The sequence below is a fragment of the Paraburkholderia largidicola genome (genome assembly GCF_013426895.1).
Classification (GTDB): Bacteria; Pseudomonadota; Gammaproteobacteria; order Burkholderiales; family Burkholderiaceae; genus Paraburkholderia; species Paraburkholderia largidicola.
Genome location: NZ_AP023177.1, coordinates 553,188 through 565,640, shown reverse-complemented (window position 1 = coordinate 565,640; position 12,453 = coordinate 553,188). Strand labels below are relative to the sequence as shown.

Below are 12,453 nucleotides of genomic sequence, written 5' to 3'. Positions count from 1 at the left end.
GGAGACGAAGTGGAACATGGCGCCCCAACTTATCTGATGAGCGATCAATATGTCGCCGCCGAACCGCGGCTGCCCGCGGCGCATCCTCTGCGCGAGGATCCGCAGTTTCTTGCGCTCGTGCGGGCCCGGCGCAGATTCTCGTGGACTCTCGCGGTCCTCATGCTGACCGTGTACTTCGCGTTTATTCTCACGCTCGCGTTCGCGCCCGCACTGCTCGCCAAACCGATGGTGGCGGGTCACCCGGCCACCTGGGGCATCCCGGTCGGCTTCGGCATGTTCGTCTTCACGTTCGCGCTGGTTGCCGTCTATGTCGTGCGAGCCAATACCACCTTCGACCGCGCCGCCAACAGCATCCGGCAAGGAGTCCAGCAATGAAATCCATCTCCCGGCTTTGCGGTCCGCTTTCTAGCGTCTTTCTGTGCAGCATGCTCTCGTCCTTGCCAGCCGCGGCGGCGCAGACCACCGTACCCGCGCACGCGCATAACCCGATCGCGATCGGCATGTTCCTGCTGTTCGTCGCGTCGACGCTGTTCATTACGCGCTGGGCGGCCAGAAAGAACCATAGCGTCTCGGATCACTACGCGGCGGGCGGCAAGATCACCGCTTTCCAGAACGGCTGGGCGATCGCCGGCGACTACATGTCCGCCGCGTCGCTGCTGGGCATCTCGGCGTTGGTCTTCACGAGCGGATACGACGGCCTGATCTACTCGATCGGCTTTCTTGCCAGCTGGCCGATCATCCTCTTCCTGATTGCAGAGCCGCTGCGTAATCTCGGTCGTTACACCCTGGCGGACGTCGTGTCTTACCGCCTCCAGCAAAGGCCGATTCGCGGTTTTGCCGCATCCAGCTCGATCGTGATCGTGCTGCTCTACCTCGTTTCGCAGATGGTCGGCGCCGGCAAGCTGGTCGAATTGCTATTCGGCTTCAACTACACCGTCGCGGTCGTGCTGGTCGGCGTGCTGATGGTGGTCTATGTGTTTTTCGGCGGCATGCTGGCCACTACGTGGATTCAGATCATCAAGGCGGCTTTGCTGCTCGCAGGTGCCGCGTTCATGGCCTTCATGGTGCTCAGCCGTTTCGGTTTCAGTCTGAACACGCTGTTCGAACAGGCCATCGTCGCGCATCCCAGGCATGAAACCATCATGCGTCCGGGCGGCCTTGTGTCGGATCCCGTTTCCGCCGTGTCGCTCGGTCTCGCGCTGATTTTCGGCACTGCCGGACTGCCGCACATTCTGATGCGATTCTTTACCGTGCGCGATGCAAAGGCAGCGAGAAAGAGCATCTTGTATGCCACCGGGATCGTGGGTATCGGGTACGCGCTGATCATCATCATCGGTTTCGGCACGATCGCACTGGTCGCGACGGACCCGCAGTATCACGATGCTTCGCGCGCTGTGATCGGCGGCGTCAACATGGTTGCGATTCATCTGGCGCACGCCGTGGGCGGCAACGTGTTCCTCGGCTTCATCTGCGCGGTCGCCTTCTCGACCATTCTCGCAGTCGTGGCGGGATTGACGCTCGCGGGTTCGTCGGCCGTCTCGCATGATCTCTATGCGAACGTGATACGCCGCGGTGCAGCCACCGACCGCGAGGAAATGCAGGTCTCGCGTATCACCACGCTCGTGCTCGGCGTGCTTGCGATCCTGCTGGGGATCGCCTTTGAAAAGCAGAACATCGCTTTCATTGTGAGCCTGACCTTTTCGATCGCGGCCAGTTCCAACTTCCCGGTACTGCTGCTGTCCATTTACTGGCGCGGCCTCACGACGCGTGGCGCAGTGGTCGGCGGTTCGCTCGGCCTGATTACGGCGGTGGGTTTGACCATTCTGAGCCCGACAGTCTGGGTCCAGGTGCTGGGCCATCAACACGCTATCTATGCGTATGAATATCCGGCCTTGTTTTCGATGATCGTGGCATTTGCAGGGGTGTACTTCTTCTCGATTACCGATACCTCCAAACGAGGCATGCGAGAACGCGCGCTATACGGCAACCAGCTCGTGGATTGCGAACTCGGCATGGTCAAGCAGGGATAAGCACCCTATGTCCAAAAATAACTACGGAGACAGACTCATGGATTGCACCTGTTGTGTTTCACCTAAACGTCGCCGCCTGCTCGGTACGATGGCGGCGCTGGCCGGCGGTTTCGCGTCGGCGGCGTCGCGAGCGTCGGTGAATTCTGGCACGGCTGCGGCTGCTACGCCTGCCGTGGCCGGCGGCATCGCGGGTAAAGCCCGCTCGATCGACATTCACGCTCACTATTACCCCGAGAGCTATTGCGATCTGGTAGGCGGCGAAGGCCAGAAGTTCGGAGGCAAGTTCACCTGCGACGCCAGCAGCTTCAGCTTTCAGACACCGGCGGGCGGCCTCGGGCCATTGCCGCTGAAATTTATCAATATCGATGAGCGAATCGCCGACATGGATGCATCCGGCGTCGATATGCAGGCACTCTCGCTAAGCGTGCCGATGGCCTATTGGGCCGATCGAGCGTTCAACGCAAAACTGGCCACGACGTGGAATACAGCCGCATCCAGAGTACACGTGCAACACCCGTCGCGCTTTGTGGTTCTGGCGACGCTTCCGATGCTCAACCCGCACGACGCGATCGACGAACTGGAGCGCGCGGCGGAATTGCCGGGCGTGCGCGGTGTCTACATGGGCACGAATATCAACAATCGCGATCTGGACGACCCGCTGTTCGAACCGACCTTTGCACGTATCGAACAGCTGGGTTTGCCCGTGTTCCTCCATCCGCAGCAGACGGTTGGCGGCGCGAGGCTGAATGACTTCTATCTCAGCAACCTGTTGGGCAATCCATTCGATACCGCGATTGCGGGCTCGCATCTGATTTTGGGCGGGGTGATGGATCGTCACCCGGCGCTCAGCGTGACCTTGCCTCACGCGGGCGGCGCGCTGCCGATCCTGATGGGACGCATCGACGCGGGTTGGACCGTGCGACCGGAAACGCGCCGCCTCGCGCAAAAGCCGAGCAGCTATCTGCGCCGCTTTAACTACGACACGGTTTCTCATTCGGGCCCGGTGCTGGACTTTCTCATTCAGAACGTCGGCATCGACAGGCTCGTACTAGGTAGCGACTACTGTTTCGACATGGGCTACGAGCAGCCTGTTGCGTTCCTCGATCGCCTTGCGCTCTCGCACGACCAGAAGCATCTGGTGCTAGCTGGCAATGCAGCGAGGCTACTAAAGGTTTGACGCGATTCCATCGACTTCGGCAGACGCTTTCGCAAACATAAATAAGTTTCCATGTACTGCGGGGACCCTCGTTGCGGGTCCTCTGTATGAAGCTGAAAAGCCGTTAATCGTTCTTAACGGGCAACCTGATTGGCCGCGTATTGCATATATTCCGCATCAACAAACGGTAACGTTCGCATGAACGGAAGTTCGAGAAGTAGTCTCACACATACCGGGCGAACGCTTCACGACCACGAAGATTGAACGGAAAAAAATGAATGCTGCGACAGGGTATTTATTCTGTTTATCAGACGATCTATTTCCAAAGAGAACCTCTCATATTTTATGCGGAAACTTGCGCCCGATCCGTTTCTACACTGCATTCAGTCGCAGCGAATAGTTTTGCACGTTAGATCCATCGAACGTTGCGTTCAACGCAACGCCAGATTGCGTTTTGGCGGGATTCTGCGGCGGTTACGCTAGCTATATCCTCTAGGCACTATCTGGTTAAAGGTGCAACATGCAAACCATTCAGGTCGAGGTCAATTACGACTTCATTTGTCCGTGGTGCTGGATCGGGCAACGCAATTTTTCCGTGGCGCTAGCGCAAGGTAGCGCAGGCGGAGCCCTGTCAATTCGTTATGTGCCGTTCGAGTTGAACCCGTCAATGCCTATCGACGGAATGGATCGGCGGGTGTATCGCACGCAGAAATTCGGCAGTTGGGCGCGTTCGCAAATAATGGACGGGCAGGTCGCAGCCTCCGGCCTGGCCGTTGGCGCGCGGTTCAACTACAACATCGTGCAACGCACGCCGAACACGCATCTTGCGCATCGCCTCATGCAATTCGCTCAAGAGCGCAACGAACCGCAAAAGACAGCGGCGCTGTATGAATCCATTTACGCGGCGTATTTCTCCGACGGCCTCGACATCGGCGCCCTGGAGACGCTTGTGGCGATCGCAGTCGCGCAGGGCTTCGACGAGAATGCGGTGCGGGCCTATCTGGTTTCGAATGCAGGTAACGACCAGATCGATGCCGCCCGCCAGCATGCGGACAGTCTCGGCGTTCGTGCCGTGCCCACTATTGTGATCGACGGGGAGATTATCAGCGGCGCTCAACCGCCCGACGTCTTCACGCAAGCGCTGCGCTCGGCGGCACTCAGGAGCGCAGCATGAGTTCGATCGGGAAACGCCGGGCGGTTGTGATCGGCGGATCGCTTGGTGGCCTGCTGACGGCCTCTACATTGCGCGCGGCGGGCTGGGACGTCGACGTGTTCGAGACGTCGCCGGGCCAACTCGATAGCCGCGGTGGCGGCGTAGTGCTTCAGCCTGACGTTCTCGATGCGCTGCAGTTCGCTGGCGTGAAGCTGCCAAATCCGCCGGGCGTGCCTTCGGGCGAGCGCATCTATCTTGACCGCGGGGATAACCGTGTCGAGCAACTGAACATGCCGCAGATGCAGACCTCCTGGGGCCTGTTGTACCGCGCAATGAAAGACGCCTTGCCGGCGCAGCATCTGCATTCGGGCGAAACCTTCGTCGGTTTTCGCGCAGAGGGCGACAAGGTCGTCGCGCTATTCGAGAACGGCCGTAACGAAGAAGCCGATCTTCTCATCGGCGCAGATGGCATCCGCTCGACGTTGCGCAGCCGGCTGCTACCCGAGGTGATGCCCGCCTACGCAGGTTACGTGGCGTGGCGAGGACTCGTACAAGAACTCGATCTGCCATTGCATGCCGCGAACACGTTGCGAGAGCGCTTTTCATTTCAGGAAGGGGACGGCCATTCAGCCCTCTCCTACATGATCCCAGGCGACGATGATTCGACGGAAGTCGGCAAGCGGCGCTGGAACTGGGTGTGGTATCGCAAGTACAGCCGCGAGCAACTCGCGCAGTTGCTGATCGACCGCAACGGCGTAGCGCGCCAGTTCTCGCTGCCGCCGGGTTCGACCAAAAGCGCCGACATCGCGCAGCTTCGCGCCGATGCGAAGCTCATGATGGGGCCGACCTTCCGCGCACTGGCCGATGCAACCGACGATCCATTCATGCAGCCTATCGTCGATCTGCGCGCGCCGAAAATGGTGTTCGGCCGGGCCGTGCTGCTCGGCGACGCTGCTTCGGTACCGCGCCCGCACACAGCCGGCAGTACCGCAAAGGCCGCATCCAATGCTCACGCGCTGGCGCTGGCACTTCTGTCGGCACAACGCAATGGCGAGCCAATCGATTCAGCGCTGAAGCATTGGGAAAGCCAGCAGTTGCAACGCGGCAAGCTCATGACCGAACTCGGCATCTCGCTCGGCAACCGGCTAATGAAGATCGCTCGCTAGAGGCACGAATTTCTGTTTCATGGTTCAAGGAGTTGTTATGTCTACCCCTGCATCAGTGACGACTGGCACCAGCAGCGCCGTCAAACTCACGCGAAGTCTGATCGCGCTATTTGCCTTCTGCTGCGGCGCAATCGTCGCCAACCTGTATTACGCGCAACCCATCACCGAGTTGATTGCGCCGGACATTCACATGTCCCCGGACACGGCCAGCCTGATCGTCTCGCTCACGCAGATCGGCTACGCGTTCGGTCTGTTTTTTCTCGTGCCGCTCGGCGACCTGCTCGAAAACCGCAAGCTGATGATCACGACCGCTCTGGTATCGATCGTGAGTCTTGCCGCCGCAGCCTTTGTTCATCATCCCGGCCTGTTCCTTGGAATCTCGCTGTTGGTGGGCTTCAGCTCGGTTGCCGTTCAGATCCTCATTCCTCTCGCCGCGCATCTCGCGCCGGACGAGTCGCGCGGCAAGGTGGTCGGCACCATCATGAGCGGGCTGCTGCTCGGCATTCTGCTGTCGCGTCCTATCTCCAGCGTGGTGGCCGGTCACTTCGGCTGGCGCGCTGTATTCGGTTCCGCGGCCGTGCTGATGGCAATCGTGACCACGGTGCTCGCGTTGACCATTCCGCGCCGGCAGCCAGAGCACAAGGCCACGTACTTCGAGTTGATCGGCTCGCTCGGCCATCTGCTTCGGACAATGCCCGTCCTGCGTCACCGGTCGTTGTATCAGGGCTTGATGTTTGCGTCGTTCAGCCTGTTCTGGACGGCGATTCCCGTCGAGTTGACGCGGCAGTTCGGCCTGTCGCAAACGGCGATCGGCATCTTCGCGCTGGTCGGGGCGATCGGTGCAACGTCCGCACCCGTTGCAGGACGTCTCGCCGACGCGGGGCATACGGTGCGCGCGACGCTGATAGCGCTGGTAGTGGGCGCGCTCGCCTACGCGCCTGCATTGATTCATCCGGCGTGGGGCATATATGGCCTCGTGGTGACGGGCATCGTGCTCGACTTCGCTGTGCAGATGAACATGGTGCTCGGGCAACGCGAAATCTACGCGCTGCACGCGGCGAGCAGAAACCGTCTGAACGCGCTGTACATGACGAGCATCTTCGTTGGCGGCGCCTTTGGCTCGGCACTTGCCAGTCCGCTGTATCAGCACGGCGGCTGGCCGCTGGTGGCGGCGGTGGCTACCGTCTTCCCTCTTGTCGCGCTGCTGCACTACCTGGCAATTGGCCGTCCTCACGCTGCGCGTAACGCCTGACACGCTCTGTCGACCCTGACATCCGGACAGCGATGCTGCCCGGTTTAATAAAGTTTTAGCGTGGATTCAGGAATTTAAGTGGCGCTGACGATAGGCTGGCCAGCACAGTCCCCAGACCTGAGCAGCGCTCGATCGCTTGCCTAAGGAAATAGATATGTCCTCCCTTTCGCCCCTCCTCAGCGGGTACGACCTGCACGGCCTCGTTCTGCCGAATCGCGTCGTGATGGCGCCGATGACGCGCTCGCGCGCGCCCGTGCGCGGCCGCCCGACAGAGATGATGGCCCAGTACTACGAACAACGTTCTTCCGCCGGGCTGATCATCACCGAGGCGACGAATGTGAGCCCGGCATCGGCGGCCTTCGAGCTGACGCCTGGCATCATGACGACCGAACAGATCGACGGCTGGCGCCACATCACCGACCGGGTTCACGCTGCCGGTGGCCGGATCTTCATGCAGCTCTGGCATAGCGGACGTGTCAGCTCTTTCACGCTGCTTGGCGGCGAAGCCCCACTCTCGCCATCCGGCGTGAATGACGACCTCGAGAAGTTGCAGGTGTGGGCGCAGTTGCAGAATGGCAACTACACGCGCATTCACGCTACACCGTCGCGTGCCATGACACTCGATGAAGTGAAGCTCACCATTCATGCGTTCAGGCAAGGCGCGATCAACGCAATGGCCGCAGGCTTCGATGGCGTCGAAGTCCACGCCGCCAATGGTTACCTGCCGCACCAATTCCTCTCGTCGACCACGAACACGCGCGACGACAACTACGGCGGATCGGTTGCCAACCGTGCGAATTTTTTGCGCGAAATCCTGACGTCCATCGGCTCGTCGGTGCCGCTCGGCAAGGTCGGTGTACGCATCTCGCCTTACGCGCACTACAACAACGTCCGCGACGCCGACCCGGACGGCACCTATGACTACGTCGGCGCGATGCTCGGCGAGTTCGGTGTGGCGTACGTCCATGCGGCCGACACAAACGGTTGGAGCGGCGCACCGGATCTGCCGCGCATCATCGAACGAATGCGCAAGGTGTTCGGCGGCACGCTCATGGTCAACGGCGGCGTTTCCGTCGACCACGCCGACGCATTGCTTCGCGCTGGCGACGCCGATCTCGTTGCGTTTGGCCGCGCGTATATCGCAAATCCCGACCTGGTCGACCGGATCGCTAATGGGGCACCGCTTGCGACGCCAAACGCAGCGGGCTGGTACGGCGGCGACGGCGCCGGGTATATCGACTATCCGTTCGATGCCCGCGCCGCGTAATGGCGAGCACAACATCGCGCGCGGCGTACGCGCGCGACATTATCAATCGAGACGTGTGATGAAAGGTGCGTGAATGACTCTCAAGCCCAGATTGCTATGGGGAGGAGGCCTGCTCGTCGTGGTCGCGCTGGTTGCCGCTGTGGCGCTCATGTGGAAGCCCGCCATCGCGCCGGTCAGTTCACCGCCAGCGTCGTCGTTCGACGCGCAGACTCGGCTCGCGGGCGCGCGTGTCGTGGCGCTTGGCGACTGCGTTGTCTGCCACACTGCCAAAGGCGGCCAGCCCTTCGCCGGAGGTCTTCCGCTTGCCACGCCCTTCGGCACCATCTATGCGACCAATATCACGCCCGATGTCGACACGGGTATCGGCAAATGGTCGCTCGAGGCCTTTACACGCGCGATACGTTACGGCGTGGCGCGCGATGGCCACCTGCTCTATCCCGCGTTTCCGTATATCCACTTCACCCGCATGTCGGACAATGAGATCTCGGCGGCTTACGCGTACCTGATGACACGGGAGCCCGTCAAAGCAACTGCGCCTGCGAACGAACTGATCTTTCCGCTGAATTTCAGACCCTTGCTCGCCTTCTGGAACGTGTTGTTCCTGCATCCCGGCGCAGAGGTCGCGGACGCCTCAAAAGACGTGCAGTGGAATCGCGGCAAGCTACTGGTCGACGGCCTCGGTCATTGCGCGTCGTGTCACTCGCCGCTCAACCTGATCGGCGGTGAAAAGCTCGGGCATGCGTTCGACGGCGGTGTCGTGGACGGCTGGGAAGCACCCGCGCTCAATGCGCTCGACGCCGCACCCAAACCCTGGACTCAGGCGCAGCTCGTCACCTATCTGCGCACCGGCCGCGCCAGCGAGCACGGCGCCGCAGCGGGCCCGATGCTGCCCGTTACACGCGATCTCGCCACCGTGCCGGAAGCGGACGTGCAGGCGATCGCCACGTACATTCTGTCGATCCAGAAGCCTCAGTCTACCCCGACAGCAGACGCGCCCGCGCCAACCGCTGCGCTGCCGCCCGAGGCGAAGCGCGGAGCGGAGCTGTTCGCCGCTTCATGCGCGCAATGCCATGGTCCCCACTCGCCCATGCAAGCGGTTGGTGAACGCCCGACGCTTGCGTTCAGCACAGCTGTCAACGCAGCGACGCCGCGCAACGCGATCCAGATGATTCTGAACGGGATCAGCTGGCATGGCGAAGATTCGATTAACTACATGCCGGCCTTCAGCCAGGTTTATAGCGACCAGCAAATCGCCGATCTGACGTCTTACATTCGCGCAGCTTATTCGCAGCGCGCTCCGTGGAAAGACGTCGAGCAGTCGGTCGCAACAGTCAGAAAGGAGAACGACGCGCGATGATCACTCTTACCGTCAACGGCGTGCAGCACGACCTCGATATCGATCCGTCGACTCCCCTGCTGTATGCGCTGCGTAACGACCTGCATCTACATGGCGCGAAGTTCGGCTGTGGACTCGGACAATGCGGCGCCTGCACGGTGATCGTGGGCGACAAGGCCGTCTTCTCGTGCCTGATTCCCGTGTCGTCGATCGGCAAACGCGCGGTGCGCACGGTCGAAGGCCTCGGCACGGTCGAGCATCCCAGCCCGTTGCAGAAGTCGTTTATCGATCACCAGGCGGCGCAGTGTGGTTACTGCATCGCCGGCATGATCATGCGCGCCCAGGCTCTGCTCGACCGCAACCCGCGGCCGACGGAGCGCGAAGTACTCGAACATATGGAACCGAACCTCTGCCGTTGCGGCACTCATCTGCGCATTCTCGCCGCGATTCGTGAAGTCGCGCACCTGCCGGCTGGCGACACCCTCTCGAATGAACCCATGGAGATGGCGAGCCTCGGAGGCGCGCAATGAGTGACGCGGACGACAACATCAACGAAGGACGCCGCCGCTTCATGCTGTCCGGCGCGCTGGTCGTGAGCTTCAGCATGTTCCCCGGCGTCAGCGCGATGGCGCAGGAAGTGATCGCCGATGAAGGCGCCGCCGTCCACATCGGCAAGGCAACTCAAGCGCTCGCGGGCAGCCTGAAAACCAATCCGTATCTCGACGCCTGGATCAAGATCGATGCGGCGGGCAAAGTGACCGTCTACACGGGCAAGGTCGAACTCGGCACGGGTGTGCGTACCGCGCTGCTGCAAGTCGCGGCGGAAGAACTGGACATGGCGCCTTCGCTCATCACATTCCTGATGGCCGACACCGGCGCGTCGCCCGATGAAGGGCTCACGGCCGGCAGCCACACGATGGCCGATAGCGGCAGCGCGCTGCTCAATGCAGCCGCCCAGGTGCGCGGCCTGCTGGTCGACGCGGCCGCGAAGCACTTCGGTATCGACAGCAAGCAGTTGGTCGCGCACGACGCGGTCATCAAGGCGCCGGACGGCCGCAGCATGACATATGGCGAAGCAGTCGGGCTCGTCGATCTGCATCGCGTCGCCACGCCGACTTCTCCGCTGAAAAACCCAGCAAGCTTCGACATGATCGGCACCTCGTTGCCGCGCGTCGATATTCCCGCCAAGGTGACGGGCGGCGCGAGCTATGTTCAGGACATGATGATGCCGGGCATGCTGCACGCGCGTGTCGTGATGCCCCCCGTCTACGAGGCGAGGCTGCTCGACACCAATGCGGCCGACGTGCTGAAAATGCCGGGTGTGGTCAAGGTGGTCCGCAACGGCAGCGTGCTTGCCGTGGTCGCCAAGGGTGAATGGCAGGCGGTGCAGGCGCATCGGGCGTTGTCGGCGGGCTGCAAGTGGACGGCTGGCCGCGCACTGCCCGATCCCGCCACCGTACACCGCGACCTCAAGCAGATATCCACCCAGCACATCGAGATATCGAACACGCATCAGCCCGCTGGTGCGGCGGTGAAGACGTTGAGCGCGAAATACACGAAGCGCTACATGATGCATGGCTCGATCGGCCCATCCGCCGCCGTCGCGCTGTACAAGGACGGTGAAATGACCGTCTGGACGCATTCGCAAGGCGTGTATCCGCTGCGCGACGGGCTCGCCGAAATGATGTCGATGCCTAAGGACAAGATCCGCTGCATTCACGTCGAAGGCTCCGGCTGCTACGGCCACAACGGCGCGGACGACGTTGCCGCCCATGCCACGCTGATCGCCCACGAAATGGAAGGCGCGCCCGTGCGTGTGCAATGGATGCGCGAGACAGAGCATACGTGGGATCACTACACGCCAGCGATGGTCACGGAAGTCAGTGCTTCGCTCGACGCAAGTGGCACGATCGTGGACTGGAACTACGCGCTGTGGAGCAGTTCGCACAACGAGCGGATTGTCAACGCCGGGCGGCTGATTCCTGCCCGGATGCTGGAGAAGCCGTTCGTGCCCGCGCCCTCGGTACCGATGGTGCAGCCGGAAGGCGGCGGTGACCGCAACGCGATTCCGCTGTACTCGATTCCGAACATGCACATCATGAACAATTTTTCGCCGACGATGCCATTGCATACCTCGGCAATGCGCTCTCTCGGCGCGCATATGAACGTGTTCTCGATCGAGGCCATCATGGATGAACTGGCAGCGGCCGCGGGTGCCGACCCGGTTGCGTTCCGGCTCAAGCATATGCAGGACCCGCGTGCGCGTGATGTCATCCAGCTAGCCGCGCGAAAATTCGGCTGGCCGGGACAGGCGCGCAAGCGCAATCGCGGCGTCGGATTTGCGTTCGGCAAGTACAAGAATCTGATGGCGTATGTGGCCATGGCCATCGAGATATCCGTCGTGCCCGAGACCGGCCAGGTGGTGCTTGAGCACGCGGAAGTCGCGGTGGATTCTGGGCAGATCGTCAATCCGAACGGGATTCGCAATCAGATCGAAGGCGGCGTAGTGCAGGCGGCCAGCTGGACGCTCTATGAGGAACTCAAGTTCGACACATCACGAATTCGCAGCTTCGACTGGGGCACTTATCCGATCCTGCGCTACTCAGCGGCGCCGCGCAGCATCAACGTGCATTTGATCGACCGGCCGGGTGCGCCATTCCTTGGCGCGGCAGAAGCGTCGATGGGACCGACGGCTGGCGCGCTCGCCAACGCGTTGTTCGACGCAACTGGCAAGCGATTGCGCGACATGCCGCTGGCGGGTGACAGATTGCGGGAGTTGATCGACGTGTAGTGCTTTCCGCGATGGGTCACGTGATCGATGCGTGTCGTACAACTCCTCACAGCGAAAAACGGCGAGGCCTTCTGGGCTCGCCGATTTTGCTGTTAATGCTGCCTCAAACGAGGCGTCAAACGTCGCCCAGAAAACGTGCGATGTAGCGTGCATAGCCCTGGCGCTCGAAGAAGCCGAATCCGCCGCCGTTGACGAGCACCGATACGCGCCCAATGGTTTGCATCCGTGATGCCGCAATCGCAGACGCTGTTAATGTCATATGCGTGATCGTGAGACTTCGACACCCAGTAAAAGCCGCCGCT

10 protein-coding genes are annotated in these 12,453 nt (G+C 61.4%); all 10 read left to right on the top strand.

The window, feature by feature from the left end; genetic code table 11:
• Window positions 1-9 precede the first annotated feature (9 nt).
• The 10 genes from PPGU16_RS42055 to PPGU16_RS42010 all read left to right on the top strand — a co-directional run bounded on the left by PPGU16_RS42055 (window position 10) and on the right by PPGU16_RS42010 (window position 12,151).
• Window positions 10-375, top strand: a complete 366-nt coding sequence (locus PPGU16_RS42055; protein WP_434064460.1) for a DUF485 domain-containing protein — start codon at window positions 10-12, stop codon at window positions 373-375.
• Window positions 376-425: 50 nt separating this feature from the next.
• Window positions 426-2,030, top strand: a complete 1,605-nt coding sequence (gene actP, locus PPGU16_RS42050; RefSeq protein WP_180727754.1) for a cation/acetate symporter ActP — start codon at window positions 426-428, stop codon at window positions 2,028-2,030.
• A gap of 37 nt (window positions 2,031-2,067) precedes the next feature.
• Window positions 2,068-3,207 carry an amidohydrolase family protein gene (locus tag PPGU16_RS42045; RefSeq protein ID WP_180727483.1) on the top strand — a complete coding sequence of 380 codons (1,140 nt, stop codon included), beginning with the start codon at window positions 2,068-2,070 and terminating at the stop codon, window positions 3,205-3,207.
• 499 nt (window positions 3,208-3,706) lie between these two features.
• Window positions 3,707-4,360 carry a DsbA family oxidoreductase gene (locus tag PPGU16_RS42040; RefSeq protein WP_180727482.1) on the top strand — a complete coding sequence of 218 codons (654 nt, stop codon included), beginning with the start codon at window positions 3,707-3,709 and terminating at the stop codon, window positions 4,358-4,360.
• Window positions 4,357-5,505, top strand: coding sequence for an FAD binding domain-containing protein (locus PPGU16_RS42035; RefSeq protein WP_180727481.1), 1,149 nt, complete (start codon window positions 4,357-4,359; stop codon window positions 5,503-5,505). The genes PPGU16_RS42040 and PPGU16_RS42035 overlap by 4 nt, the downstream gene beginning before the upstream one ends.
• Window positions 5,506-5,542: 37 nt before the next feature.
• A complete protein-coding gene (locus tag PPGU16_RS42030) occupies window positions 5,543-6,757 on the top strand; it encodes an MFS transporter (RefSeq protein WP_180727480.1) in 1,215 nt (404 codons plus the stop codon).
• 154 nt (window positions 6,758-6,911) lie between these two features.
• Window positions 6,912-8,024 carry an alkene reductase gene (locus tag PPGU16_RS42025; RefSeq protein WP_180727479.1) on the top strand — a complete coding sequence of 371 codons (1,113 nt, stop codon included), beginning with the start codon at window positions 6,912-6,914 and terminating at the stop codon, window positions 8,022-8,024.
• Window positions 8,025-8,097: 73 nt separating this feature from the next.
• The gene (locus tag PPGU16_RS42020; RefSeq protein ID WP_180727478.1) at window positions 8,098-9,381 is read left to right on the top strand and encodes a cytochrome c; all 1,284 of its coding nucleotides are present in this window, start codon (window positions 8,098-8,100) and stop codon (window positions 9,379-9,381) included.
• Window positions 9,378-9,890: a (2Fe-2S)-binding protein gene (locus PPGU16_RS42015; protein WP_180727477.1), complete on the top strand. Its 513-nt coding sequence runs from the start codon at window positions 9,378-9,380 to the stop codon at window positions 9,888-9,890. Before PPGU16_RS42020 ends, PPGU16_RS42015 begins: the two co-directional genes overlap by 4 nt.
• Window positions 9,887-12,151, top strand: a complete 2,265-nt coding sequence (locus PPGU16_RS42010; RefSeq protein WP_180727476.1) for a xanthine dehydrogenase family protein molybdopterin-binding subunit — start codon at window positions 9,887-9,889, stop codon at window positions 12,149-12,151. Before PPGU16_RS42015 ends, PPGU16_RS42010 begins: the two co-directional genes overlap by 4 nt.
• Window positions 12,152-12,453: the final 302 nt, after the last annotated feature.